Here is a 26,300-nt window from a genome sequence, read left to right on the forward strand (position 1 = left end):
TTCAAGTAGAAGACGGCATAAGAGATTAGCGAATGTCTCGTGGTCTCGGGGGTGTGGAGATGTGTATTAGAGACAGCCCGCGCACGCCTGCTGGCGTCGGCTCGCCGGCTCTTCGGCGAGCGCGGATACGGGCTCGTGCGCGTCTCCGACATCACTGACGCGGCAGGCATCTCCGCAGGGGCGTTCTACCGGTACTTCGAGGACCGCCGATCCCTCATGCTCGAACTGCTCACGATCTTCCACGAGGACGTGTACCGATCGGTGAGCACCCCGTGGGACCCCGATGATCCGCGCGCATCGGTCGAGGCGACGACGCTCGCCTACCTCGAGCTCTACGGGGAGAACCACGACCTCTTCGGCATCCTCATCGAACTCGCGCCCTCGGATCCGCACGTGGCGGAAATCGGACTCTACGCGCGCCGCCGCTTCCACGTCCGCATCCAGCACTCGCTGGACCGCGGCATCCGCGAGGGCTCGATCCGCCCCGACCTCGACACCCGTGTGGCCGCAGAGCTGCTGGGGTCCATGACGGAGTTCTACGCGCTGCAGCGGTTCAACCCCGGGTACGGGAACACGTCACCCGCGTCCGTCGCCTCGATCGCGAAGACCCTCGCAGAGGTCTGGACGGACGGGGTAACCCGCCGCGGCTGACCGCATCGATCATTCCCGGCCTACGATGGGCCGCATGCTAACAGCCCTCGCCCTCATCGACATCGATGCCGGAACGGTCACCAGCACGCACCTGGAGTCGGCCCAGTTCCCCGTCGAGGACCTCGCGATCCACCGGGGAGAGGGCATCTTCGAGACCGTCCTCGTCTCCGTCGACGCAGAGACCGGCGCACCCCGCGTGCACAGCGAGGGACCGCACTTCACACGGTTCGAGCAGTCCGCCGCGATGCTCGACCTGCCGGCACCGCCGCGGGAGCTCTTCGAGGAGGCGGTCGCCGCAGTCATCACCGCAGTCATCGGCAGTGCTGACCTCAGCACCGCCCGTGGGCCCGTCACAGAGTTCTCCGTCCGGTACGCCATGTCCCGCGGGCTCGATGCCCATGCCGATCCGACCGCGCATCGCGCCGCCGGCGTCCCGCACGGCGCCCGGGGCTGGGCGTTCCCCATCGGAGTGACCGACGGCCAGCGGGCGCAGCGCACGGACGGGGTCCGCGTCGTCACGCTGAACCGCGGGTACGACGCCTACGTGGGCGAGTCCGCGCCCTGGCTGCTCATCGGCGCGAAGACCCTGTCCTATGCGGTCAACCAGGCCGCCGCGCGCCATGCCGTCGCGCAGGGCGCGGACGAAGCGCTGTTCGTGTCCGACGACGGCATCGTCCTCGAGGGCCCGACGTCGAACCTCGTCATCCAGCGAGGCGACACGCTGCTGACTCCCGATCCGCGCGCGGGACTGCTGCACGGCACCACCCAGCGCGCGGTGTTCACAGGCGCCGAGGCCGCAGGACTGGCCGTCGCATACGCGGACCTCACGATCGACGACGTCCTCGAAGCGGACGCGGCATGGCTCGTCTCCTCCGTCCGCACGGCCGTCCCGGTGCTCGAGGTCGACGGCAAGACCCTCCCGCACGACCCGGCCTCCACGTCCCGCCTGCACGGATGGATCCGAGCAGCCTGATCACGGCCTCGGGCCGCACCCTCGCCGCCACTGCGCGACCGCTCGCCGCAGACGCTAGGCTGAGGAGGAAGACGCAGCGCACCCGCCATCAGCAGGAGGAGAACATGGGCAAGATCGCATGGCAGATCATCGGCGTGGGCGGCACGGCACTCGCCGCGATGGCGACCCGCAAGGCGCTCGCCGCGGTGTGGGAGAAGTCGACGCACCGCGCAGTCCCGATGAACCCGAACGACGATGAGATCGGCCTCAGCGAAGCCCTCGCCTGGACGATCGTGTCCGGAGTGGGAGTCGCAGTCGTGCAGCTGACGATCCAGCGCTACGCGGCGAAGACGATCCGCAACAGGTTCGGCGAGGAATCGCTGCCCAAGGCGATGCGCCCGAACAAGGCGCGCCTCGAGAACTGAGCGCGCAGCGGCTGAGCGACGCGGAGTCGGCGCTCAGCCGCGCAGCAGGATCGACCTGACCATGTCGACCTGTTCCGCAGTCATCTGACCGGGCGCGGAGCCCGTGCCCACGGTCGCGAACGTCGCCGCCGATCCGAACTCCGCACCGCAGAGTCGCGTCACACGGCCCAGCTCCCCCATCGCGATCCCGATGACCGGGATCTCGTGCGCCTGGGAGGCGCGCCACGTCGCGCCCAGCAGCGTGAGCACATCGTCCATGGAGTGCGGCATCGCCGCGACCTTGGCCACATCCGCGCCGGCCCCTGCCATCTGGGCGAACAGCTCGTCGAGCTCACTCGCCGAAGGCGTCGACTCCCACGCGTGCGCGGACGCGATGGTCGCCGCACCCCGCTCACGCGCTGCGGACAGGAGCTCTGCGGATCCACCGCGCCCGAGCTCCACGTCGACCGCCTCGGGCGCCAACGAGATCGCCGCTGAGACGGCGTCCGCATACGCGTCGACCGGGCAGTATCCGCCCTCGGCCTCCGATCGGACCGTGACGAGGGTCGGGATCTGCGACCGGGCGAAGGCGTCGTATGAGCGCTCGAGCTCAGCCATGATGCCCTCTCGCCCCTCATGCCGATCGGGCGCGAACAGGGGGTCGATCCGCCATTCGAAGACGTCGACCCCTTCGTGGGAGGACGCCGCGATCGCCTGACGCGCAGCTGCCTCGCCGGTCCGGGCGAGGATCGGGACGATGATCGCGGGACGGGCATCGGGCACGAACGGGAGCGGCTTCATGTCGGCACTCTACCGACGCCCGTGACGTCCCGGTCAGGGGAAGCCGGTCCGCACCCGTGTCCGCAGCGCTGCTCCGGGAGTTCCGCATCGTGGCACACCGCTCACGAGCGTACGCGGATGACCTCGTTCTTGAGAGTCCGCACAAGGACCACTCGGAAACCGCCTAACAATAGGGTAACGAGGTGGCACGACGTTCCTGCAGGTGAGAGCGCTGACGATGTGAGCATTCTTGGTGTCGCCTGACCCTCACCTCCATACTCCACAGAGTTATCCACAAGCACCGGGTTAGACTGAGTCGATGGAATCACGGCGACGTCCGGTGTACGCGCTGTGCGTCCGGTCGTCCAGCCGTTCGCTCACCCCACCACCGGTCGGTTCTCCGACGACCGAGGTCGACACCAGGTCCCGACACCAGGTCCCTTCGGTCGTCACCCGGGTTCGTCGAGAGAAACGTCCACGATAGGAAGGATGCGGTCACGTGGCAGTAGTCCGCGCCTCGCACGTCTGGAAGGTCTTCGGCCGGAACGAGAAGGAAGTGGTCAAGCGCATCAAGGCAGGCGCTGACCGCTCCGAACTCACCGACCTGGGCACTGCAGCCGTCATCGATGCGAGCTTCGAAGTCAACAAGGGCGAGATCTTCGTCGTCATGGGGCTGTCCGGATCGGGCAAGTCCACGCTGATCCGCATGATCAACGGCCTCTGGACTCCGTCCGACGGCACGATCGAGATCGCCGGCAATGACATCGGCGCCATGACCGCGACCGACCTGCGCCAGGCCCGTCGCGACCACATCTCCATGGTCTTCCAGCACTTCGCGCTCCTCCCCCACCGCACCGTCCGCGAGAATGCGGCCTACGCGCTGAGCCTCCAGGGCGTCGGGCGCGGCGAGGCGATCGAGCGCGCGGACACGTGGCTGGACACGGTCGGCCTGGGCGGTTGGGGCGACAAGTACCCGAACCAGCTGTCCGGCGGCATGCAGCAGCGCGTCGGCCTCGCCCGCGCGCTGGCCGCGGAGACTGACATCCTCCTCATGGATGAGGCGTTCTCCGCGCTCGATCCGCTGATCCGACGCGAGATGCAGGACCAGCTCGTCGAGCTGCAGGCCTCCCTCGGGAAGACGATCGTCTTCATCACCCACGACCTCAACGAGGCGATGTACCTGGGCGACCGCATCGCAGTCATGCGCGACGGCAGGATCGCCCAGATCGGCACGTCGCAGGACATCCTCACCCGTCCCACGGACGACTACGTCGCGAACTTCGTGCAGGACGTCGACCGCACGCGCGTGCTCACGGCGTCGTCGATCATGCAGGACACCAGTGCGGTCGTCCGCCACTCGGAGAGCCCTCGCACCGCGATGCGCCTCTTCGAGCGCGAACGCGTGTCCGGGCTGTTCGTCATCGACAACACCCGGCACCTGCTGGGCACCGTGTCGGACAGCAGCGCGGTCCGCGCAGCGCGTGAGGACGCGACAGTGCTCAGCGACCACATCGAGACCGAGGGCATCCTCATGGTCGGCCCGGACACTCCCCTGTCGGAGCTGTTCGCGCCCTCGTCCACGGCACGCGTGCCGCTGGCCGTCGTGGACGACGACAACCGACTGCTGGGAGTCATCCCGCGCATCGCGGTGCTCAACTCGATGTCGCAGCTGGGACCGGATACGGGAGAGATGCCGCTGGTGACGCCCCTCCCGGCGACCGTCGAGCCGCAGGACGACGTCGATCCCTCGCAGGACGACTCGGACGCTCCAGAGCCCAAGCCGGGCATCGCGGCCGCTGGCAACGCGGACGACCCGGCCCACGCCACGACATCGACGTCCACATTCGCAGACGGAACGGGTGACGCCGCCGTCGAAGGCCCGGCAGACGACACGAAGGGAGCTGACCGATGAGTTTCCTCGACTTCCTCTACCCCCGGGTCCCGCTGGGCGACTGGGCGGATGCGTTCATCGACTGGTTCGGTGTGGTCTTCAAATGGCTCATCGACGGCTTCACGTGGCTCATGCAGGAATCGTATGAGCTGCTCTACCTGGTGTTCTCCTTCCCGCAGGTGCTCGTCGAGAACGAGATCATCGACGAGACGAGCATCCTGCGCGCGGTCCTGACCATCGTGATGATGCTGATCTTCGCGTGCATCGCATGGGCCGCCGCGAACTGGAAGATCGGGCTGTTCACCTTCGTGGGCTTCTACGCGATCTGGGCACTGGACCAGTGGGAGAACTCGATGTCCACGCTGGCGCTCGTGGTCGTGGCGGTCGTCGTCGCCCTCGCGCTCGCCCTGCCGCTGGGCGTTCTCGCCTCGAAGTCCCAGGTCGTGTCGATGATCGTCAAGCCGGTCCTCGACTTCATGCAGTCGATGCCGGCCCTGGCCTACCTCGTCCCGGCGATCGTCATGTTCAGCGTGGGCGTCGTGCCCGGCGCCTTCGCGACGATCATCTTCGCGATGCCTCCGGGCGTGCGCCTGACCGAGCTGGCGATCCGCCAGGTCGACGGCGAGAAGGTCGAAGCCGCACAGGCGTTCGGAGCCACTCCGTCGCACATCCTCTTCAAGGTCCAGCTGCCTCTCGCCATGGCGACGATCATGGCGGGCATCAACCAGGTCATCATGCTCGCACTGTCGATGGTCGTCCTCGCCGGCATGGCCGGCTCCGGCGGACTCGGCGGTGAAGTGGTCGGCGCGATCAGCCGCCTCAACGTGGGCATCGGTGTGGAGGCCGGCCTCGCGGTCGTCATCCTCGCCGTCTTCCTGGACCGCATGACGGCAGGACTCGGACAGAAGACCCCGCTCGAGCGCGCCAAGCGCGCATCCGCTTGAGCGAGACAGACAACCACTCACGAAAGGGAGTTCAGACATGAAGGTCAAGAAGCTCATGCCGCTGACCGGCGCACTGGCAGCCGGTCTCCTCGCCCTCACCGCTTGCGGTGCCACCGATGCCGGAGGCTCCGGCGACGAAGGCGGCGGAAGCAGCGATGACTCCGCAGCGGGCGGCGGCGAGACCGACTGGGCGGACTGCACGCCCGGCGCCGAATCGGCTGAGGCAGACGTCGCCTCCGACGAGAACAAGGAGATCACGATCGGTGCGTTCAACGGCTGGGACGAGTCCTTCGCCGCGGCGCACCTCACGAAGCACGTCCTCGAGGAGGACGGCTTCACAGTCGCAGTCGAGGCGTTCGACGCAGGTCCGGCGTTCACCGCCGTGGCGGAGGGCGACATCGACTTCGTCATGGACGGCTGGCTGCCGGTCACGCACGAGGACTACATCGAGCAGTTCGGCGATGATCTGGAAGCAGCCGGCTGCTGGTACGACAACGCGAAGCTGACCCTCGCCGTGAACGAGGATTCGGAGGCGCAGTCGATCGCCGACCTGCCGGACATGGTCGATGACTTCGGCGGCACGATCTACGGCATCGAGGCAGGCGCTGGTCTCACCCGCGTGACAGAGGAGGAGGCCATCCCCACCTACGGTCTCGAGGACTACGACTTCAAGGTCTCCTCGACACCGGCGATGCTCGCAGAGCTGCAGTCCTCGACTGATGCCGGCGAGGACGTCCTCGTCACGCTGTGGCGTCCGCACTGGGCCTACGACGCGTTCCCTGTCCGCGATCTCGAGGACCCGGAAGGCGCCATGGGCGACGCGGAGATCATCTACAACTTCGCACGCCCCGGATTCGCCGATGACAATCCGGGCGCCACCCAGCTGCTGAAGAACCTCGTGATCGACGACGAGAACCTCTCCAGCCTGGAGAACGTCATGTTCTCAGATGAGAACTACGGCGGCGAAGACCTCGATGGCGCCGTCGACGAGTGGGTCGGCGACAACGAGCAGTTCGTCGAGGACTGGAAGGCCGGCGCACTGGCGGGCTGACACCCGCACAGGCAGCACGGTTCCCACGAGGAGGGCCGGGAGCGGACATCACGTCCGCTCCCGGCCCTCCTCGCATGCGAGAAGATCGCACGCGCGACGACTGCGCGCCGTCACATCTTGAGCCACACGTCCGCGCCGCTCTTCACCACCGCACCCGCGGCCTCCAGCTCCTCCACCCACTCACCGGGCTCGCCGATCCCGTCGCGGACGACGGTGAGCTCGAAGCCGATCGCGAGCGCTGCCGCCGCCGACTCCAGCAGTGCTCCGCGTGCGTTCGATCCCGCGATGATGATCCGATCGACCCCCAGGTCGTCCAGCCCCTCCGCAAGGTCGTCGACTCCTTCGAAGGCGTCCGGCACCGCGGAGACGAGGACGAGCTCGTCCGTCGTCGTGCCGACCACGGAATCGATCTGCGGCTGGACGTCTGCGTCGTCCGCAGCGTCTGTGTCGGCTGCGCCAGCTGCGTCTGCTTCGTCTACGGCGTCCGTCGCGCCTGATGCGTCCGCTGCGTCCGCGACATCGTCGACCGAGCGGTCGGCGACGTGCACGATGACCCCGCCGACGCCTCGGGCGCGGTCGACCAGATCGATGAGCGGCTGCGGTGCCGGCGACGGGAGATGTTCGCGGGTCGTGTCGACGAGAAGAAGAGCATCCATGGCTCCAGGATCCCACGCCGGCTCCCCGGACCGCGACCGGCGCTGACGGCGCAGGAGACGCGCGCGTCCGCTACTGTGGCGGCATGACGACGACGACGTTCAAGGAGGCCCTGGGCACGGGCGCTCCCCAGGTAGGAATGTTCACCCTCGAATTCGCGACGACGGGGATCGGTGCACTGGCCGCGCAGGGCGGCTCCGACTGGATCCTCTACGACCTCGAGCACACGGGCTGGTCGCTGGACGACGTGAGGAACTCCCTCGCCGTCTCGCGGCGCCTGGACATCGCGTCCTTCGTGCGGGTCGCGGGACACCGCAAGGACCTCGTGACGACTGCTCTGGACGCCGGCGCAGAGGGCATCATGATGCCCTGGGTACAGACTGCCGAGCAGGCCGCGGAGATGGTCTCGTGGATGAAGTATCCGCCCCTGGGCCAGCGGGGTTCGGCGTTCGGCCTCCCGCACGACCTCTACCGGGGCGGCGATCCTGCGGTGAGTCAGGCGAATGCGAACGCGTTCACCGTCTTCCTCCCGCAGATCGAGACGCCGGAGGCGGTGCGGAACGCTCGCGCGATCGGTGAGGTCGACGGAGTCGACGTGCTCTTCGTCGGTCCCCTGGACCTGTCGACGAACCTGGGCGTCCCCGGTCGCTGGGACGACCCGTCCTTCCTCGACGCCCTCGATGCGGTCGTCGCAGCGGGCCGGGATTCCGGCACGGCGACCGGCATCTTCTGCCCGTCGGTCGAATTCGCGCAGATGGCGTGGGACAAGGGCTTCACCGTCCTCTCCGACGGCGCGGACCTCTCAGTCTTCGCCCGGGGGCTTGCGCAGGGCCACTCCGCCATCCGTGCGCATGCCACCGGTACACAGGCCGCCGAGGCCGCTCCGCGTCAGGGGTACTGACCCCCGCCGTCAGCCGTCACCCGGAGTGCTCGACCCCGGACTGCTCGACCACTGCGGCGCACCGATCTCGGAGCCCTCGACGGCGAGATTCGCGATCGACGCGGTTGCGAGTGCACGGGCGTCCGCGTCGTCGCTGGCGAAGTAGTAGTTGAACTGGATCTGGTAGACCTTCCCGGCGATCGGGTAGCCGACGACGCTGCCCACGGCGGACGTCGGCTCGTCGATGTAGAAGGCCTCCTCCGGACCCAGCTCCGCTTCGTATGTCCAGAAGTACCCCGGCCCCGCCTGCCCGGTGCGCTCGGCACTGATCGTGGTCGCGGAATCGGTGAACTGGTAGCTCTGCATCGAGGCCACCGACTCCGACGCGGACCCGCTGTACGCCTCGGAGCAGTACACGGAGAGCCGTGCGTCGTCCAGCCCCGAATCGGAGGGCCTGGCGTTGAAGGAGGAGGCCGACGCGTTGCCGGTCCAGTCGGTCGGCACGTGGATCGACACCCGTGCCGGACAGCCGTCGGTGAACCGCACGTTCTGCAGCGTGTGGTCCGCGAGCGCCGGGTCGAGGGTCTCCGTGGGGTCCGGCTCAGGACCCATCGTGGGCTGCGCACCGATGCGCAGCGGACCGCCGGCTTCATCCGAGACGCGCACGCCGACGAGGCCGCAGCCGCTGACGATGAGCATGACAGCGGCACTGGCCGCGGCGACGGTCCAGCGCCGCTGCTGCGGGGACAGGCGCCTGGTCACGGCGTGCGCTCTCCGTCACCTGGGTCTCCGGTGCCGGGACCGTTCTGCGGCGCAGGACCACCGGGCCCCCGCGAGGGCGGAGGTCCTGATCCGGTGGGCGGGTGCGGACCCGGACCTGATCCGTACGGAGGCTGCGGTGCCGGACCGGATCCGTGGGGAGCCTGCGGGGTGGGACCGGAACCATACTGCGCGGGCGCTCCGGGCGCGGATCCGTACGGCGTCTGCGCGCCCGGCGCCCCGACCGGTCCGGGGACGCCCGAGGCCTGCCCTCCTGGAGGGGGCGTGCCCTGCGGCTGCGGGCCGCTGGGTGCTCCGCCAGAGGGGTGCGGGGGCTTGAAGCGACGGTACGGTCCGGAATCGAACCCGGGTCCGCTCTGTCCCTGCTGGCCGCCGGTCGGGCCGAAGTTCTCCCCCGTGCTCGTATCGACGAGCTCACCGTTGACGGATTGGATCCTGCGCTTCGACGTGCGGCGCGGCGTTCCCATGATCCGCCGCTCCTCGGAGTTCGGCTCGCGAGGCGGCAGGATCTGCCCCGCACCCGGACCGGTGTGGGCCTTCTGATCCTGGAACGGCTGCACGGGACGCGATCCGGCCGCAGCCCGTGCGCCGTAGCCCTCCAGCTCTCCGGGCGGCGGGGCGTCTCCCAGCACGGGGATGACGAGGCGCACGGACGTGCCGATCCCCTCCTGGCTGAACAGCTCGACCGACCCCCCGTGCCGCGTCACGATCGCACGGACAAGGGAGAGCCCCATGCCGGAGCCCGCGACAGAGCGCACCCGCGAACCGCGATGCAGCTCGTCCCAGACGGACTGCTGCTCTTCGACGGGGATCCCCGACCCCGTGTCCGCGACCTCGACGACGACCCAGCGGTGCTTGTCGATGATCTGCTCGTTGGCCCGCAGCTCCACCGTGTCCGTATCGGACGAGTACTTGATCGCATTGCCGAGCAGGTTGAGGATGGCGGAGAGGAGGAGGTCCTCCTCTCCCAGCACATCGGGGAGCTTCCACGGGGCGCGCGCGACAGTCGCGACGATCATCCGGTCCTCCGCTCCGGGAGCGGTGCGGGCGTCCTCGACCGCCTGCTGGATGAGAGCGTCCATGTCGACGCGGCGATAGTCGATCGAACGCGATTCGACGTCTGCGAGCTTGCGCAGGTCCGCCAGCAGGCGGGCGACGCGCCTGGCCGACGTGTCGATCTGCCGCGCGGACTGGGAGATGATCTTCCCGTCCGGAGCGTCCTCCTCCGCCGCCGATCTCACGGTGGCCACGGACGTCCGCAGTGCCGTGAGCGGATTCTTCAGTTCGTGATCGAGGCGGATGAGCATGCGATTGCGTCGCTGCAGCGCGTCCGCCTCCGCAGCCGCCCGCGTCTCCTGGACCGCGGCATCGCGGGAGCGGCGGATCCATCGGAGCAGGAACCACACCCCCACCGCTGCGGCGGCCAGCACGAGCAGGACGAGGACGAGCACCAGCCAGATGCGGATCTCGAAGACGAGGTACGAGTTCATCTGCTCACCTCAGGGAATCGGCACCGGTGACGGAGGAGACGAAGCGGTAGCCCCGACCCTGCACCGTCGCGATCCACCGGGGGTCTGCCGCGTCCTCACCGAGCACGCGCCGCAGCTCCGCGACGCGTGAGTCGACCGCGCGCGTCCCCACCGCATCGTCGAACCCCCACAGGACCTCGAGGAGGCGCGAGCGCTCGACCAGTTCATCGGCGTGGACCATGAGGTACTCCAGCAGCGTGAAGCCCTTGGGCGTGACGACGAGCTCACGGTCACCCAGCCAGGCGCGGCGTCCCACGCGATCCAGGGCCAGGCCGAACGTCGAGCGGAGCACTGCTGCGGTCGCGAGCGGAGGACCGTCGTTCTTCGTGCGGCGCAGCACGGCCCGGACGCGGGCCACGAGCTCGTGCGGGTCGAACGGCTTGTTGAGGTAGTCGTCGGCGCCCTCTTCCAGCGCCATGGCCCGCTCCACGGCCTCGCCCACCTGGGTGAGCAGCACGACGGGGACCCAGTTCTCCTCGCGGCGCAGGGTGCGGAGCACTTCACGGCCGTCCGCACCGGGCATGAGGACGTCCAGGACGCATGCGTCCGGACGGTGCCGGCGGATCTCGTCCAGTGCGAGCTTGCCGTCGTCAGCGGAGATGACGCGGAACCCGGACCTCTGCATGAAGGGGACCACTGCGCCGAGGACATCCGGCTCATCGTCCGCGACGAGGACGAGTGGGGCGTCGGGCTCAGCGTCCGGTGTCTGGCTCGTCATGATCGTTGGGGGTCCTGTCTTCTCCACTCGCGGACCCGCCGGACTGGTCGGCGGTCTCCTGGTCCTTGTCGCGTGCGGCCTGCGCCGCCTGCTCACGCTCCGCAGCCTCGCGCGCGTGGACGTCACGGGCCTGCGCGCGGGCGACGGCGTCGTCCAATTCGTCACGGTACAGCATCGAACGGCGCAGGTGCTTCGTCCGGTAACCGGCTCTGCCGATCATGTGCGCGGCGACGGGGACCGTGAAGAGCTGGAACAGGACGATGACGAGCATCGTCGTCACCGGACCCCACTGCTGGATCTGCAGAGCCACCGCGAACATCACCATGACGAGGCCGAACAGCTGCGGCTTCGACGATGCGTGCATGCGCGACAGGAGGTCGGGGAAGCGCACTGAACCGATCGCCGCGGCGAGGGAGAGGAGTGCCGCACCTGCGATGAAGATCGTGGACACGATGTCGAGGGTCATGACTGACCTCCGCGCGTCTCGTCGTCACGGTGCTCCGCATCGGACGATTGCGTGTCCGAATCCGCGATGGCTTCCGCCGCCGGGTCCGCGTCGAGGTTCCCCTCGGACGGTGTCGCGTGTCCCTGCGACACATCGTCGGGATCGGCGTTCACTCGCATCGATGATGTGTCCAGGTCCGTTCCGGCTGTCTCCATCCGGGCGGCTCGCTCCGGATCCATCCGCCGGGCCTCCTGGAGCTCGATCGCGAGTTCCGGGACGGACGGCTCGTACCCGTCGGCCGTCCCGATGGTGCCGGACCCCTGCCCGCGCTCCATCCTGCGGAATCGCGACGTGGTCCGCAGGTCAGCGCGGGAGACGTAGCGCGAGACCCCCACGGCACCGACGAAGCCGAACATCGAGATGACGAGCATGACGGGGAAGAGGTCCGTCCTCGCGCTGAAGGCCGCCACCCCGCCCAGACCGCACATGATCGTCGCGAGGAATGCGTCCGTCGCGATCATGCGGTCCAGGATCGACGGCCCCCGGACGATGCGGACGATCGCGATGACCACAGCCGCGAGGAAGACCGCACCGATCGCGAGCGCGATCGTCAGCCCCATGCCGTCATCGACGGACACGAGCGGAATGCCCTGCTGACCGTTCATCCTCGTGCCCTCGCTTCCTTCGCCGCTCGTGCACGCCGAGCGCGCTCGCGGATCGCGCGCTTCTCGAGCACGGGCTTCAGACCGCGCTCCGCCCGTGCGTCGTTGAGCGCCTCGATGTCGTGGGGCGAGCCGATCGCGCAGATGAGCAGGGTCTCGATCTGGTGGGTCTTCTCCCGCACGCGCTCCAGCTCCTCCTCGTCCGCGCAGTTGAGTCCGTGCACGAACACCACGGCGCGGGCACGATCGATCTCGATGACGAGGGATCCGGGAATGAGCCCGTTCACCATGGTGACCAGGGTGATGAGCAGGTCTGAGCGGGTCGCGAGGTCGACAGCGATGACCGACCCCGCGTCCACCGGTCGCGGACGCACGGTGAGCCATGCGACCTGGAAGGACGCGATGAGGACGTTGAGCATGAACCACAGGAGGAAATAGGCCCCGTAGTAGAAGTTCAGCCGGCCCGACAGCTGGATGGGCGGCAGGTAGAAGGCTCGCATCAGGGCGAACGCCAGCAGCGCGCCGCTGATGACCACCATCCCACTGACCTCGTCCCACAGGAATACCCAGACGACGATGAGCACGAGCACGTAGAGCAGCTGCTCGACGAAGCCCTGGCGACGCCTGCGTGCCACCATCACCGCTCACCCCCCTGGCCATTCTCCGGCACGGGCGCGTGGCGGCCGTCGCCCACACCGTCCGCTTCGTCGTCGTCCAGGACGATCGAGGTGTAGGTCTCCGGGCCCATGAGTCCCTGTGAGGCGCGGGACGACACCTGCCACAGCGGCTGTGCCAGCACCGTGAGCAGGCAGGACACGATCACCATGGCAGCCGTGGCCCCGGTCATGAGCGAGGGGAGTCGGACCGTGCTCTTCCAGGTCCCGGTCCGGGCGAGCGAGTCGCGCCGCTCCTTCGCCTCGGCCACGAGTGCCGGCGTGGGCTCGTCCGCGTCCGCGGGCTCCCGCCAGAACCCCAGGTTCCACGACTTCCCGATGACGTAGAGCGTCAGGAGCGAGGTGAGGGTGCCGACGCCCACGAGTATTCCCACGAGCCAGTCCGACGAGTGGAAGCCCGCGTCGAAGAGCGCCACCTTGCCGATGAAGCCGGAGAAGGGCGGGATGCCCGCCAGGTTGAGCGCGGGTATGAGGTAGAGGACGCTGATGAACGGCGCGAGCGTCGACAGACCGCCGAGCTTGCGGAGCGAGGTCGATCCCGCGCGCAGCTCGAGGAGTCCGATCGCGAGGAACATGGCCGTCTGCGCGACGATGTGGTGCAGCGTGTAGTAGATCGCGGCCGTCAGGCCCAGGTGGGTGCCCATCGCAACCCCGAACAGCATGTACCCGATGTGGGACACCAGGGTGAAGGACAGGATCCGCTTGATGTCCGACTGCGCGATCGCACCGAGGATCCCGACGAGCAGCGTGAGACCTGCGACGACCAGCAGCGGTGCCCGCAGATCCGACGTGGCGAAGAGGACCGTCTCCGTGCGGATGATCGCGTAGATGCCGACCTTCGTGAGCAGGCCCGCGAAGACGGCGGTGACGGGCGCCGGCGCGGTCGGGTAGGAGTCCGGCAGCCAGAAGGAGAGCGGGAAGACCGCCGCCTTGATGCCGAAGCCGATCAGCAGGGCGACGTGGAGGATCAGCTGGATGTCGACCGGGAGCTCGGACAGGCGGTCGGACAGGTGCGCCATGTTCACCGTGCCGGTCGCACCGTAGATGAGCGCGATCGCCGCGAGGAAGATCAGCGAGGAGACGAGCGAGATGACGATGTACGTGACGCCCGCGCGGATCCGCTGGGTAGTGGCACCGAGGGTGAGCAGCACGTAGGACGCCGCCAGCAGCATCTCGAAGCCGACGTACAGGTTGAAGAGGTCACCCGCGAGGAACGCGTTCGAGACCCCTGCGCAGAGGATCAGGTAGGCGGGGTTGAAGATCGACACGGGCGTGTCGTCGCTCTTCTCCGTCCGCGATGTGTCCTGACCCGTCGCGTAGATGTAGACCCCGAGCGTCACGATGCTCGACACGACGAGCATGAGCGCCGCCAGTCGATCCGCCACGAGGGCGATGCCGAACGGCAGTGCCCAGCCGCCCACCGCGAGGACGACGGGTCCGTTCTGGTCCACGTGCACCAGGAGGAGGAGCGACAGTGTCGTCGTCGCGGCCAGCGTGACCATCGTGATGATGCTCTGCGCACGTGAGCTGCGCAGGGTGATCAGCGTCGCGCCCGCAGCCAGCAGCGGCAGGATGATCGGCAGGGCGAGCATGAGGCCGGGGAGGTCGTTCATCGCGTCTCCTCCTCCGTGTCGTGATCCGACGCCGCCTCGTGCGCCTCTCGCAGCTCGGCCCGCTCCTCCGGCGTGCCGTCCTCGTCGAGGTCCGGTGCATCGTCGTCCAGGGGCGTGAGCGCCTCATCGCCGAACTCGGTGTCCTCGTACTCGCCGCTCGTCCCGGCCTCCTCCCCGGATCCGCCGGTCGCCTCGAGTGCGACGCGCATGTCCTCGAGGTCGTCCTGGAGGGACTCGTCGCGCACGAACCGCCAGGAGCGGTAGACCATCGCGAGGAGGAAGGCCGTCAGACTGAAGGAGATGACGATCGCCGTGAGGATGAGCGCCTGCGGGAGCGGGTCGAGCATCCCGTCAGTCGAGAAGTTCTCCCCGTCCGTGAGCGGGGGACGCCCGGGCAGCCCGCCGGTGAGCAGGAGGAGCAGGTTCGTCGCGTTGCCCATGAGCAGGAACCCCAGGAGCACGCGGGTCAGCGACCGGTCGAGCATGAGGTAGATGCCTGCGGCGTACATCGCTCCCATCGCGATGACCATGACGAGTGGCGGGGTCACAGTCGGCCCCCTGCACTCGTTCCGTCGACGTCGAGCCGGTCCGTGCGGCCCAGCAGCTCACGGATCCGCTCGTACTCCGCGGTGTCCACGTCGTTGGGCAGCTCCTCCGCGATGCGGTCCTCGTCCTCGACCAGCTGGATGTCCACCTCGACCGCGAGGCTGCGGATGATGCCCACGACCAGCCCCACGACGATGAAGTACACGCCGATGTCGAAGATGACCGAGGAGCCGAAGCTGACGTATCCCAGGATCGGCAGGTCGGTGGACACGTAGAACGACTGCAGCGCCGAATCGCCCCAGAGGAAGCCCCCCGCCGCAGTGCCCGCAGCCAGCAGCATGCCGACGCCCATGAGCAGACCGGAGGGCAGCCGAACGGCCTCGGCGAACTCGTAGCGGCCTCCGGCGAGGTAGCGGGTGATGAAGGCGAGTCCGGCGACGAGTCCGGCGGCGAAGCCACCGCCGGGGTTGTTGTGACCCGCGAAGAGCAGGTAGACGGAGAAGACGAGGAAGGCGTGGAACAGCAGTCGGACGGCGACTTCGAGGACGATCGAGCGGTTGCCGGGCGCGAGCGTGCGTCCGGCCAGCAGCCACGCATTGCGCTTCTCCTGCGCAGACGGCGCCTCCCAGGCCGGATCCGTGTGGATCCGCGACTCCGGCGTGGCGCTGAGGTCGAGCGGACGGGGGCGGACGGGCTCTGTGACGGGCACGAATCGCGAACGACCGCGCCGGGGGGCGCCGAGCGGCGAGATGCTGTCGCCCTGTCCCGTGACGAAGACGAGGCTGGCGACGCCGATCGCACACGCGATGACCACGGCGAGCTCGCCCATGGTGTCCCACGCACGGATGTCGACGAGGGTCACGTTGACGATGTTCTGACCGTGGCCGCCGTCGAAGGCGAGGCGGGGGAACGCATCGGAGATCGGCAGGTGCTGGCGGGCTCCGAGGGCGACGACCGCCAGGACCATCATGACGACCGCGAACGACACCGCGATGACGGTGCGCAGGGCCGGGGTCACCTTGCTGTCGCCCTTGCCGATCCGGGCGGGGAGGCGCCGGAGCACGAACACGAAGACCACGATCGTGATGGTCTCCACCAGGATCTGGGTGAGTGCGAGGTCCGGGGCTCCCTGGAGCGCGAAGAAGACGACCATCGCATAGCCGGTCAGTCCGCACACGACGACCGCGGCGAACCGCTTGGTCATGCGCGTCACCATGACGGCCGCCATCACCATGATGGCGGCCGGCAGCAGCTGCACCGCGCTGTCGACCCACACGACCTCTTCCGGCCAGACGTCGTTGTTCAGCAGCGTGATGCCGAGCGCGCCGATCGCGAACACGTAGATGACGCCCTGGTAGAACGGCATCGACCCGCGCTGGGTGCGTGCGGTCACGAACGCAGCGGTCTTCTCCAGTCCGCCGATGATCCTGCGGTAGCTGCGGTGGAAGTCGATCCCATCCGGCAGAGCTGCCTGGAAGAGGCTCACCTGCCGTCGGAACACGAACATCGTGAGGCCCGCGGCGATCGTGAGGGCGGAGAGCAGGAGCGCCGGCTCGAAACCGTGCCAGAGCGCGATGTGGTAGGGCTCCGCGGGGTCCGCGGCAGGATCCACGGGGAGCTGGGAGGACCAGCTGGTCGCGATCCGGTCGATGGCCCCGGCTGCGAACGCACCGCCGATCGTCATGAGCGTGAGGGCTGCCGGCGCAGCGGTGAACAGCGGCCCGTCGCGCTCTGTGCGGACGGTCGCCTCGACTCCCGGCTTCGAGGCGAACGCCCCCCAGACGAAGCGCGCGGAGTAGGCGACGGTGAGGACGGAGCCCAGGAACACGCCGATGAGGGCGACGATCGCGAGCTTCGTCCCGTGGTCCAGGAGCGTGCCGTAGACGGCTTCCTTCGCCAGGTAGCCCATCGTGGGAGGCAGACCCGCCATCGATGCGGCGGACACCGTGCCGAACACGGCGATGAGGGGGTAGGAGCGCCCGTAGCCGGACAGCTTGCGGAGATCACGGGTGCCGACGCGGTGGTCGATGATGCCCACCGTGAGGAACAGGGTCCCCTTGAACATCGAGTGGCCCAGCAGCAGCGCCACAGCGGCGGTGGTGACGTCCCGGTCCCCGAACGACGCCATCATCGTCATGAAGCCCAGCTGCGACACCGTGCCGTAGGCGAGGATGAGCTTGAGGTCCGTCTCCTTCAGCGCCTGCCAGCCGCCCAGGAGCATCGTGAGGAGTCCGACGGCGATGAGGCCCTCGCGCCAGTAGGGCATGTCCGCGAATCCGGGGGCGAGGCGGAGGATCAGATAGATGCCGGCCTTCACCATGGCGGCCGCGTGCAGGTACGCGCTCACCGGCGTGGGGGCCGCCATCGCGCCCGGCAGCCAGAAGTGGAAGGGGATGAGCGCGGACTTCGAGAGGGCGCCGATGAGGATGAGGACGATCGCGAGCGCGGTGAGCCCGTGCCCGTCGTACCCGATCGCGACGATCTCCGTGATCCGTCCGGTCCCGTACTGGACCCCCAGCAGGATCATCCCGACGAACATCGCCAGCCCGCCGAACGTCGTGACGATGAGCGCCTGCAGCGCGGCGCGGCGCGCCTGCTGCCTGCCCGCGTACTGACCGATGAGGAAGTAGGAGAACACCGTCGTGCCCTCCCAGAAGATGAAGAGCGTGAGCAGCTCGTCTGCCACGATGAGGCCGTACATCATCCCGACGAATGCCATGAGGACGCCCGCGAACCGGGCGAGGCGCACTTCGTCGGCGTCGAAGTAGCGACTGCAGTAGATGAAGACCAGGCCGCCGACTCCGGTGACCAGCAGCGAGAGGATCCAGGACAGCGCGTCCATGCGCAGCACGATCGACATCGACAGCTGCGGCATCCACCCGAGCACTTCGACCACGGGCTCCGGCGAGTCGGAGAAGACCGTGGGGATGAGGGTGAGCGAGTACACGAGGCCGGCGAAGGGCACGAGCGACAGTGCGACGAATCCGGTGCGGCCGAGTGCACGGAAGATCAGGGGGGCGGCGAGCGCTGCGAGGAACAGGGATCCCAGCAGCACACCCATCGGCTCACACCCCAGTCCTTCAGTCTCCGGTCGCGGTTACCGATTCTTCCACAGGGCACCTGGGCCGAACGAATCAATATCTCACATTCCGGAAGCCTGCTTGCGCGCGAGGTCGATGAGGAGGAATATGACCCGCCTCCTCGGATCAGCCCTGCAGCTGCTGTGCGGACACCAGGAAGCCGCTCTCATCGACACCCGCTCCGCCGACGGCGGTCATGATCACCGCGGCGCATCGCTCGAGGACGCCGATCGCCTCCGTGCGGATCGCCCGCAGCTCGTCGTCGATGTCGGCGAACCGGCCGCGGTTGTCCGTGTCGACCCATCGCAGCGTGTAGGCGATCTGCGGCCCCGACACATGATCGCGCAGGGCCGTCGGGGTGTACTCGTCGAGCGCGACCTGGATCTCGATGAACCCGGCACGCGGGCCCAGCTGTTCGGTGAGGGGGACTTCGACTGCATACCCGTCCAGCTCGACGGGGCCGTCACCCCCACCCAGCTCCCGCGCACGGGCCGCCTCCAGGGGGCTGGGCGGCCGCGGCCACCGCACCTGCGGCGCCACGCTCGCGACCTGCGTCAGCAGCACCTGGGGCTTCAGCCAGTTCTCGGAGTAGACGAAGATGTTCGGGTTCGTCTCCGTGTCGGGGCGGAGGATGCGGAGGCCCAGGTCCGGCTCGTCGGCCAGGCGGACGGCGAGCCGCAGCCGGCGGGCGACCGCGAGGACCTCGTCGAGCACGCGCCCCTCCTCCTTGCACGGGAGCCCGGAGGGGAATGCGGACACGAACCCGTCGATGTCGGGCATCCAGGACGGCGGAGGGACCGGCTCCCGGTCGCGGGGGCATTCGAGCGCGAAGAGTGCAGAGACGTCCCGCGGCAGGCTCAGAGCGTCCGCCATCCGCTGATCGACTGAGAACGGCCCGACCAGCTGCGAGTACCGGGACATCCGGTATGACCTGGCGCCGTTCTCACCCTGCACGGGGTCACCCGTGGGAAGCGTCGGCCGGATGTTCCGCAGCAGGCTCACAACGTCGAACGGCTCCAGCTCCGGGTCGAGCAGCAGCAGGTGCGATTCCGCGAATGCGGCGACGCGGGGGTCGATGCTCATGCCGCGTCACCCCTCCGACGGCTGAGGCTCCGAAGCGGCCTCCGCGGAGCCGGACGGTGCAGTCGCGGCGCCGTCGCCGCAGGCGGGCGACACGTAGAAGTCACGATGCGCGCGGGAGGCCGTGGGGCCTCGCTGCCCCTGGTACCTGTTCAGGTTGCCGACCGATCCGTAGGGCGACTGGGAGGCCGACGACATGCGGAAGAAGCACAGCTGACCGATCTTCATGCCCGGCCACAGCGTGATGGGCAGAGTCGCGACGTTCGACAGCTCGAGGGTGACGTGGCCGGAGAAGCCCGGATCGATGAAACCTGCGGTCGAGTGGGTGAGGAGTCCCAGTCGGCCGAGCGATGACTTCCCCTCGAGCCTGGCCGAGACGTCGTTCGGGAGCGTGATCAGCTCGAGCGTCGACGCCAACACGAACTCGCCGGGATGGAGCACGAACGGCTCCGTCGGATCGACCTCGACGAGCCGGGTGAGCTCCGGCTGGTGCGCAGCCGGATCGATGACGGAGTACTTGTGGTTGTCGAAGAGGCGGAAGTACCGGTCCAGGCACACGTCGATGCTCGCGGGCTGGATGAGGGCCGGATCGAATGGGTCCAGGCCCACCCGGCCGGCGGAGATCTCAGCGCTGATGTCACGGTCGGAAAGGAGGCTCACCCGGCCAATGTACCGCGACCTGCGCGAGGACGCCCATACATCACGGAATGCAGTCCATGCACCTCGTTTCCTCCGAGAATCTCGAATTCGTCACGTTCATGCTCTACAGTGGCCTTTGACTACGCCCGCGCACGTTGGTGCCTTCCCCTTTCAGCCAGAGGGTGCCGGGAGGATTTTGCCGACTGCGCGGTCGTGTGCAACAACGACCGAAAGGCAACACTGTGAAGACTTCGAAAAGTCTTGTTCTTGCCCCCGCAGTAGCCGCCGCGGTTTCCGGCCTCATCGCCGTTCCCGCTTTCGCTTCAACTGCTTCCCCGACCACGGACAGCTCCGACTCCGTCGAGCTTCCGGACAACATCCCCACCGGTGGTCCTGCCACGGTGAGCCCACCTGACTCCGCAGCGCCGGAGAGCCAGTCCACGGACGACGCTTCCGACGACGCGGATCCGCAGGCGATCGTCGAAGTCGCCGAGGTGTCCCAGGAGGACATCGCGGACGAGCAGAAGGGCATCCGCTTCTCCGGAACCGGATTCACGCCTGAGCAGAAGGCGACCGTCACGGTCGTCGGGACAGAGGGCACCGAGTACACGCCCGAATCCGAGCTCACCGTCACGGAGGACGGCGAGGTCAACGGGCGCTACTTCTTCACGATCACTGGCGACGCGAAGGTGCCGCAGGGCTCCTACAAGCTCTACCTCACGGATCTCAAGACTGAGAAGGAGACGAAGCCCGTCTCCTTCGAGGTCGTCGACGAGGTCGAGGAGACTGCGGAGCCGACTCCGACGAAGACTGCCGAGCCCACCGAGACGGCGGAGCCGACTCCGACTGAGACAGCGGAGCCGACCGAGAGCGCGGAGCCGACACCCACCCAGACGGCCGAGCCGACCAAGACGGCAGAGCCCACGGAAACGGCGGAGCCCACTCCGACCGAAACGGCGGAGCCAACGCCCACAGAGACGGCAGAGCCCACGCAGACGGCAGAGCCGACTGAGACGGCGGAGCCCACGCCCACAGAGACGGCGGAGCCCACGGAGACTGCTGAGCCGTCGCCGACACCGACGCAGACCCGGCAGCCGAGGATGCCCGCACCGCCGCCGCCCCCGGAGTCCCCCGAGGCGACGGAGACGGCGGAGCCCACCGAGACCGCTGAACCGACAGAGACCGCAGAGCCCACCGAGACCGCGGAACCCACACCGACCAAGACCACCACGGACGATCCCGAGGAGGACGTCGATCCGGAGCTCGCGATCGACCCGACCGAGATCACCTCGGAGGCGTTCTCGTCCTCCGACGGCGGCGTGACGATCACCGTCACGGATGCCGCTGCCGGTTCCGAGGTGTCGCTGAGCGTGGCTCACGAGCAGGGACAGGTTTCCACGTTCGAGACCTCGAAGACCGTGAACGACGACGGCACCGCCGTGTTCCAGCTGCACCCGGACGGCAAGGCCGTGCTGGGCGCCTACTCAGTGGTCGCCTCGGGTGAGGGCTTCGAAGACCTCACCGGTGAGTTCACCGTCGTGACGAACGGGACCGAGGTCGAACGAGACGACGAGGACGACTCGCAGGGTGGAGCCGACGACTCGGACGACAACGGGTCCGACGACAACGGTTCCGAGGGCGGCGGTTCGGGCGACCAGGGCGGATCCGGCGACGGATCGCGCTCGGGCAGCGCCGCGGATCTGCCGCGCACGGGCACCGAGCTCACAGGACTGGCGCTGGGCGCAGGCCTGCTGGTCGTGGGTGCCGCGGCAGTCGTCGTGACGCGCCGTCGTTCCGCGCAGGCCGACCCCTCGGAGTTCTGACTCCATGGCAGGCATCGGGGAGCCGGGGCAGCGCGCAGGATCCGCTCTGGATCTGAGCGCCGTGCGGCTCTCCGGTGACCCGCTGACCAGCACGCCGCTGAACGGCGGTGACGACCTCGTGCTCATGGGGCGGGCCGAGGACGTCAGCGCCGTTCTGCGTGCTGTCGCGGACCAGCCCGGCACGCGCGCCCTCCCCGCCCCTGCGGGCGAGGGCCGCGAGGCCCGGGAGCGGCTGGGCCGCTGGCTGCAGACGCACACCGGTGTCACGGACACGACTCGTCAGCAGGAGGTCCTCACCCGCGTCGGGCTCGCATCCGATGTGGGTCCGCGGACGCGGATCGAGGACCTCTCACTCGTCTCACGCGCGCGGCTGCGGTTCGCCGCCGTCGTCCTCGTGGGCGAGACCGCCGCGGACGTGACGCACGTCGTCCTCGACTCCCCCTTCGCAGACGTCCCCGGGCATCAGCGTGCAGGACTGCGATCGATCCTCGTGCGTGAGCTGCGCACGAGCGGTCTGGGCGCTGTCCTGTCGACGGATTCCCCGGTCGACGCGCTCGTCCTGGGCGCCCGGACCATCGAGCTCGACGCGGAGCAGGTCGCTCAGGAGGGCGACGCCACCACGATCCTGGGCCGCCCGCGCGGCGGCCTCACCGCCTCGCTGGCCGGCGCGAACGTCATGTCGGGCCTCGCCCGCCGCGGCTGGCTGAGCATCGGACACTCGCAGGTGCGGCGACGCACCGACCTGGACGGCAAGGTGTACCTCGCGATCCCCACGGACGCGGTCACGCTGTCCGTCGACGAATTCGACCCCGCATTCCGCGGCGAGTCCGTGTTCGAAGTCATCGTCATCGGCATCCGCGACGAGGGCAGCCTCCTGCAGGTGCGCCTGTCCCCCGCGGACAACGAGGCGGGCCTCCCCCTCGTCGCCGACGTCCTCGACGCCTCCTCCCGCCGTGCTTGGGGTGCGATCACCCCCGCCCTGGGCGGCGAGGCCACCCCCTGCGGTCCTATCGCGAACAGTCCGGGTGAGGGCGTTCCCGACGACCGCACGGCCGCCGCGGAGCCCGGCGGGGCCTCGGCGGCGGATGCACCGGCGCCCGGGACGTGGGCGCTCCTCCAGCCCGGGCTGGGACCCGATCTGGAGAGCCAGCTCGGGCGGATCACCATGGGCTCGCGACTCTGGGCGGAGGTGGACACGCAGCGGATCCACGTATGGTCGGTCGAGGAATGACAGACCACGACGAATCCGCGGGTGTCCGCACTCGCACCTCTGCAGCACGCGCACGCAGCCTGGCCATCGCCGGGCTGCTGGTCGTCGTGCTCACCGTCACCAGCGTGCCGGTCCTCGGGATGGTCGCGTACGGTCCCGCGCGCACCGTGAGCGCCTACTTCGAGGCGCTGGACCGAGCGGACGCGGATGCCGCGCTCGGGCGACTCGTCACCGGTGAGATCACCGACGGGTGGGCGCTCACCGACGCCGCGCTGGAAGGCGCCCCCTCACTCCCGACCCGCGTGTCCGTCACGCACGCCGAGGTGGACGGCGACACAGCGGCGGTCACCGCCGAATTCGATCTGGCGGGGACGACGCAGACGCAGGAGTTCTCGCTGGTCAGGGCTCCCGGCACGTGGGGCATGTTCCCCGATTGGCTCATCGATCCGGGAACGCTGCCGCGGCTCGACCTGGTCGTCGACGGAGCCTCGACCGTCCGCATCAACAACGCGGACGTGCCTGCGCCCCGCGACGGCCTGCCCGTCCTCTACCCCGTCGAGTACAGCGTGGGCTTCGCCGAGGACTACTTCCGCTCCACTGCGCAGAACGCAGTGGTCGACGGATCCGCTCCCGAGGTCGAGGTCCAGTTGGCCGCCGAGCCCACTGAGGAGCTGCGAGCCGAGGTCGAGCGCCTCGTGCACGAGCACCTGGACGAATGCGTCACCGCGACGACTCTCATGCCTGCCGGATGCACCTTCGGGCACGACACGGTCAACACGATGCTCGGCGACGTGTCGTGGGAGATGGTCGAGTACCCGGACGTGCAGCTGTCGACCGAGCGCCGTCGCCTGGTCACCGCGCCGGCGGAGGGCGTCGCCCAGGTGTCCGGCCGCTACCGCGACATCGTCACGGCGATGGAATCGGACTTCGACGAACCGGTCTCGTTCACGTTCAGCGCCGCCGTCACGATCGAGGACGGCAAGCCTGCGATCCAGCCGCTCGAAGCGGGACTGTCCGGCGGGGCCGGTCTGGGCGAGGAGTCCGACGCGGAGCAGGATGCGGACGAACCCGACGGTCCAGACGATGGACCGGCCGACGAGGCACCGGTCGCGGACGGCAGCTGACTGCTGCGCCTGCGGTGGGGCGGCCTCGGCGGCGGTCCGGCCGCCTCGTCAGCCCAGCAGCCTCGTCAGTTCGTGCCGCGGAGGTCCAGCCGCAGCACGTCGTCTCCCCCGGCCTCCAGCTCGACGGGGATGCCCCAGTCCTGCTGGTAGAGGTGGCAGGCCGCATGCAGCGGGATCTCACCGCCGGGCTCACCATCGCACGACGCCGCGCGCGCGGTGATGTGGAGGACGCCGGAGCGGACCTCGGGGTTCAGCGTCAGTGACCGCGACATGCCGTCCTGGCCGCCGGCGCCGGAGGCGATGAGCTCCGGCGGGGTCGAGGAGACCTGCAGGTGCGTCGGATCGCCCCACCGGTCGTCGAGCTTCTGCCCGGTCGGCACGGTGAAGCCGACCTCGATCTCGAGTGCGCCATCGCCGATGGTCGTCGCGGGCCGCGTCGTCTGCTGCGCGCCTTCTGCGACGACGAGCGCTTCCGCGGGGATCGACACGGCGGTGAGCTGGTGCGCCGCGGATTCGGCGACGAGCAGGTGAGCCTCGCGGGCGTCGGCGGCCGTACCCTCCGCGTGCTCGGGGAGGACGACGAGGATGTCGGACGGTTCCGCGAGGCCGCGCGCCAGAGTGCTCACGGTCTTCGTCAGCGGGTCGTAGCGGCGGACCGCGCCGTTGTAGGTGTCAGCGATCGCGACCGACCCGTCAGGCAGTTCGGCGACGCCCAGCGGGTGCTGGAGACGGGCCTCCGCTGCGGGGCCGTCCTGGAATCCGAAGTCGAAGAGCCCCACGCCCACCTGTGTGGTGACGGTGCCGTCGCGCGGGTCGAGGCGGCGCAGCGCCGAAGTCTCCGAGTCCGCGATCCAGATCGTCCCGTCTGCCGCGGGGGCGAGGCCGGAGGTCTGCGCGTACCACGCGGGCTCGTCCGAGGAGGCGGAGTCGCGCAGCCCCTCGTTCATCGTGCCCGACAGCTGGCGGACGACGCCGGTGCGAGGGTCGAAGTCCCAGATCGTGTGGTTGCCGGCCATCGCGATGACGACGCGCTCCGACTCCGCGGACCAGAGGACGTCCCACGGGCTCGACAGCTTGATCGCGGTGCCGGGCTCCTCGAACGGCGCCTGCGCTCCGGGCTTGTCGGTGACGTTGTCGTGCGCGCCCACCATGAACTGCTCGCCGGTGCCGGCCAGCGTCGTGACGACGGCCGCTTCGCCGGGTGCACCCAGCCGCACGCCACGCAGCAGGTGGTTGACGGTGTCCGCGATGACGAGGTCGTAGCCGGCGGCGTCGGCGAGATCGCGCGGCAGTTCGGTGATCCCGCCGGGCTCGGAGAACTGTGCGGTGTCGTCCGCTCCGTCGGTGCGTCCCCGCACGCCCGTGCCGATGCGCTGGAGGATGCGGGTGCCGTTGGGGTCGAACTCGACGAGCGAGTGGTGGCCGGAGTCCGCGACGAGGAGGTTCCCCTCGTGGCCGGGCACGTCAGCGAGGCGGATGACCTTGCCGGGGTAGGACAGGTCGCGCTCGACGGGTGCCGGCGGCACGTAGGGGCCGTCGCCGCGGTGGAGCGTGCCCTTCGCCTCGTGCTCAGCGGCCAGTTCCTCGATGAGGGATGCGAGACCCGCGGAATGGCCCTCGCCGGACATCGAGGCCACGATGTAGCCCTCCGGGTCGATGAGCGTGAGCGTCGGCCACGCGCGCGCGGTGTAGGCCTGCCAGGTGACGAGGTCCGGATCGTCCAGGACGATGTGCTCGACGCCGTAGCGCTCGACTGCCTGGTCGACGGCCTCGACTGTCCGCTCGAACTCGAACTTGGGGCTGTGCACGCCGATCGTCACGAGCACGTCGCCGTACTTCTCCTCGATCGGACGCAGCTCGTCCAGCACGTGGAGGCAGTTGATGCAGCAGAAGGTCCAGAAGTCCAGGAGCACGATCTTGCCGCGCAGGTCCTGGAGTGTGAGGTCCTCCCCGCCGGTGTTGATCCACCGGCGGCCGGTGAGCTCCGGGGCGCGCAGGCGGATGCCGTTCCGGGCGGGAGGCGCCGTCGCGGTGGCGGTGCCGGGAGCGGCAGCCGCGGCGGGGGCCTCGGCCTGTGTGGAGGTGTTCTGCTGAGCGGTCATGCCGGTGATTCTCCCATCTGCGCGCATCCGCGCGGTGCGCGCGTGTCACACGAGGGAACATGCGCGCC

The 26,300-nt window shown here is 69.0% G+C and carries 24 protein-coding genes; 10 read left to right on the forward strand and 14 right to left on the reverse strand.

Going from position 1 to position 26,300, the window contains the following annotated elements; genetic code table 11:
* The first annotated feature begins 39 nt into the window (after window positions 1–39).
* From FM105_RS05970 to FM105_RS05980, 3 genes are read left to right on the forward strand one after another with little or no spacing between them, the layout of a single operon-like run.
* Entirely contained in the window at window positions 40–651 is a 612-nt protein-coding gene (locus FM105_RS05970) for a TetR/AcrR family transcriptional regulator (RefSeq protein WP_087006283.1), read from the forward strand.
* A 34-nt stretch (window positions 652–685) separates the two neighbouring features.
* Window positions 686–1,624 carry an aminotransferase class IV gene (locus FM105_RS05975; protein ID WP_256970262.1) on the forward strand — a complete coding sequence of 313 codons (939 nt, stop codon included), beginning with the start codon at window positions 686–688 and terminating at the stop codon, window positions 1,622–1,624.
* On the forward strand, window positions 1,606–2,028 hold the full coding sequence (locus tag FM105_RS05980) for a DUF4235 domain-containing protein (RefSeq protein ID WP_256970263.1): 423 nt from the start codon (window positions 1,606–1,608) through the stop codon (window positions 2,026–2,028). Before FM105_RS05975 ends, FM105_RS05980 begins: the two co-directional genes overlap by 19 nt.
* Window positions 2,029–2,061: 33 nt before the next feature.
* Here the strand turns inward: FM105_RS05980 and aroD are convergent, their stop codons facing one another.
* The gene (aroD, locus tag FM105_RS05985) at window positions 2,062–2,808 is read right to left on the reverse strand and encodes a type I 3-dehydroquinate dehydratase (protein ID WP_087006289.1); all 747 of its coding nucleotides are present in this window, start codon (window positions 2,806–2,808) and stop codon (window positions 2,062–2,064) included.
* Window positions 2,809–3,286: 478 nt separating this feature from the next.
* Between aroD and FM105_RS05990 the strand changes: the two genes are divergently transcribed.
* The 3 genes from FM105_RS05990 to FM105_RS06000 are packed head-to-tail and all read left to right on the forward strand — an operon-like array spanning window position 3,287 to window position 6,673.
* Window positions 3,287–4,699: a quaternary amine ABC transporter ATP-binding protein gene (locus FM105_RS05990; RefSeq protein ID WP_087006293.1), complete on the forward strand. Its 1,413-nt coding sequence runs from the start codon at window positions 3,287–3,289 to the stop codon at window positions 4,697–4,699.
* Complete coding sequence (locus tag FM105_RS05995) at window positions 4,696–5,622, forward strand: ABC transporter permease (RefSeq protein WP_087006296.1); 927 nt, start codon at window positions 4,696–4,698, stop codon at window positions 5,620–5,622. The genes FM105_RS05990 and FM105_RS05995 overlap by 4 nt, the downstream gene beginning before the upstream one ends.
* Before the next feature lie 37 nt (window positions 5,623–5,659).
* Window positions 5,660–6,673 carry a glycine betaine ABC transporter substrate-binding protein gene (locus FM105_RS06000; protein WP_087006299.1) on the forward strand — a complete coding sequence of 338 codons (1,014 nt, stop codon included), beginning with the start codon at window positions 5,660–5,662 and terminating at the stop codon, window positions 6,671–6,673.
* A 110-nt stretch (window positions 6,674–6,783) separates the two neighbouring features.
* Here the strand turns inward: FM105_RS06000 and FM105_RS06005 are convergent, their stop codons facing one another.
* On the reverse strand, window positions 6,784–7,329 hold the full coding sequence (locus FM105_RS06005; protein WP_087006302.1) for an isochorismatase family protein: 546 nt from the start codon (window positions 7,327–7,329) through the stop codon (window positions 6,784–6,786).
* Between the two features lie 83 nt (window positions 7,330–7,412).
* On the opposite strand from FM105_RS06005, the gene FM105_RS06010 reads away from it, so the two are divergent.
* Complete coding sequence (locus tag FM105_RS06010) at window positions 7,413–8,228, forward strand: HpcH/HpaI aldolase family protein (RefSeq protein ID WP_087006305.1); 816 nt, start codon at window positions 7,413–7,415, stop codon at window positions 8,226–8,228.
* 9 nt (window positions 8,229–8,237) lie between these two features.
* Here the strand turns inward: FM105_RS06010 and FM105_RS06015 are convergent, their stop codons facing one another.
* From FM105_RS06015 to dcd, 11 genes are all read right to left on the reverse strand, one after another.
* Window positions 8,238–8,969 (reverse strand): hypothetical protein, encoded by a 732-nt coding sequence (locus tag FM105_RS06015; RefSeq protein ID WP_087006308.1) that lies wholly within the window; start codon window positions 8,967–8,969, stop codon window positions 8,238–8,240.
* Window positions 8,966–10,477 (reverse strand): sensor histidine kinase, encoded by a 1,512-nt coding sequence (locus FM105_RS06020; protein ID WP_087006312.1) that lies wholly within the window; start codon window positions 10,475–10,477, stop codon window positions 8,966–8,968. Before FM105_RS06020 ends, FM105_RS06015 begins: the two co-directional genes overlap by 4 nt.
* Window positions 10,478–10,481: 4 nt before the next feature.
* Window positions 10,482–11,234, reverse strand: coding sequence for a response regulator transcription factor (locus FM105_RS06025; RefSeq protein WP_087006315.1), 753 nt, complete (start codon window positions 11,232–11,234; stop codon window positions 10,482–10,484).
* Window positions 11,209–11,700 carry a monovalent cation/H(+) antiporter subunit G gene (gene mnhG / locus FM105_RS06030; RefSeq protein WP_087006318.1) on the reverse strand — a complete coding sequence of 164 codons (492 nt, stop codon included), beginning with the start codon at window positions 11,698–11,700 and terminating at the stop codon, window positions 11,209–11,211. The genes FM105_RS06025 and mnhG overlap by 26 nt, the downstream gene beginning before the upstream one ends.
* Entirely contained in the window at window positions 11,697–12,344 is a 648-nt protein-coding gene (locus FM105_RS06035; protein ID WP_256970264.1) for a monovalent cation/H+ antiporter complex subunit F, read from the reverse strand. The genes mnhG and FM105_RS06035 overlap by 4 nt, the downstream gene beginning before the upstream one ends.
* The gene (locus tag FM105_RS06040) at window positions 12,341–12,979 is read right to left on the reverse strand and encodes a Na+/H+ antiporter subunit E (RefSeq protein WP_087006321.1); all 639 of its coding nucleotides are present in this window, start codon (window positions 12,977–12,979) and stop codon (window positions 12,341–12,343) included. Before FM105_RS06040 ends, FM105_RS06035 begins: the two co-directional genes overlap by 4 nt.
* The gene (locus tag FM105_RS06045) at window positions 12,979–14,628 is read right to left on the reverse strand and encodes a Na+/H+ antiporter subunit D (protein ID WP_087006324.1); all 1,650 of its coding nucleotides are present in this window, start codon (window positions 14,626–14,628) and stop codon (window positions 12,979–12,981) included. Before FM105_RS06045 ends, FM105_RS06040 begins: the two co-directional genes overlap by 1 nt.
* On the reverse strand, window positions 14,625–15,176 hold the full coding sequence (locus FM105_RS06050) for a Na(+)/H(+) antiporter subunit C (protein WP_087006327.1): 552 nt from the start codon (window positions 15,174–15,176) through the stop codon (window positions 14,625–14,627). Before FM105_RS06050 ends, FM105_RS06045 begins: the two co-directional genes overlap by 4 nt.
* On the reverse strand, window positions 15,173–18,235 hold the full coding sequence (locus FM105_RS06055; RefSeq protein ID WP_179207094.1) for a Na+/H+ antiporter subunit A: 3,063 nt from the start codon (window positions 18,233–18,235) through the stop codon (window positions 15,173–15,175). The genes FM105_RS06050 and FM105_RS06055 overlap by 4 nt, the downstream gene beginning before the upstream one ends.
* Window positions 18,236–18,380: 145 nt before the next feature.
* Window positions 18,381–19,337, reverse strand: coding sequence for a hypothetical protein (locus FM105_RS06060; RefSeq protein ID WP_087006330.1), 957 nt, complete (start codon window positions 19,335–19,337; stop codon window positions 18,381–18,383).
* A gap of 6 nt (window positions 19,338–19,343) precedes the next feature.
* Window positions 19,344–19,994 (reverse strand): dCTP deaminase, encoded by a 651-nt coding sequence (gene dcd, locus FM105_RS06065; RefSeq protein ID WP_087006333.1) that lies wholly within the window; start codon window positions 19,992–19,994, stop codon window positions 19,344–19,346.
* A gap of 221 nt (window positions 19,995–20,215) precedes the next feature.
* On the opposite strand from dcd, the gene FM105_RS06070 reads away from it, so the two are divergent.
* The 3 genes from FM105_RS06070 to FM105_RS06080 are packed head-to-tail and all read left to right on the forward strand — an operon-like array spanning window position 20,216 to window position 24,130.
* Window positions 20,216–21,796, forward strand: a complete 1,581-nt coding sequence (locus FM105_RS06070; protein WP_143275837.1) for an LPXTG cell wall anchor domain-containing protein — start codon at window positions 20,216–20,218, stop codon at window positions 21,794–21,796.
* 4 nt (window positions 21,797–21,800) lie between these two features.
* Window positions 21,801–23,027: a hypothetical protein gene (locus FM105_RS06075; RefSeq protein ID WP_087006339.1), complete on the forward strand. Its 1,227-nt coding sequence runs from the start codon at window positions 21,801–21,803 to the stop codon at window positions 23,025–23,027.
* Window positions 23,024–24,130 (forward strand): hypothetical protein, encoded by a 1,107-nt coding sequence (locus FM105_RS06080; protein ID WP_087006342.1) that lies wholly within the window; start codon window positions 23,024–23,026, stop codon window positions 24,128–24,130. The genes FM105_RS06075 and FM105_RS06080 overlap by 4 nt, the downstream gene beginning before the upstream one ends.
* Window positions 24,131–24,195: 65 nt before the next feature.
* On the opposite strand, the gene FM105_RS06085 is transcribed toward FM105_RS06080, so the two are convergent.
* Complete coding sequence (locus FM105_RS06085) at window positions 24,196–26,232, reverse strand: NHL domain-containing thioredoxin family protein (protein WP_087006345.1); 2,037 nt, start codon at window positions 26,230–26,232, stop codon at window positions 24,196–24,198.
* Between the last annotated feature and the right edge of the window lie 68 nt (window positions 26,233–26,300).

Source organism: Brevibacterium yomogidense (assembly GCF_900163715.1).
Taxonomy (GTDB): domain Bacteria; phylum Actinomycetota; class Actinomycetes; order Actinomycetales; family Brevibacteriaceae; genus Brevibacterium; species Brevibacterium yomogidense_A.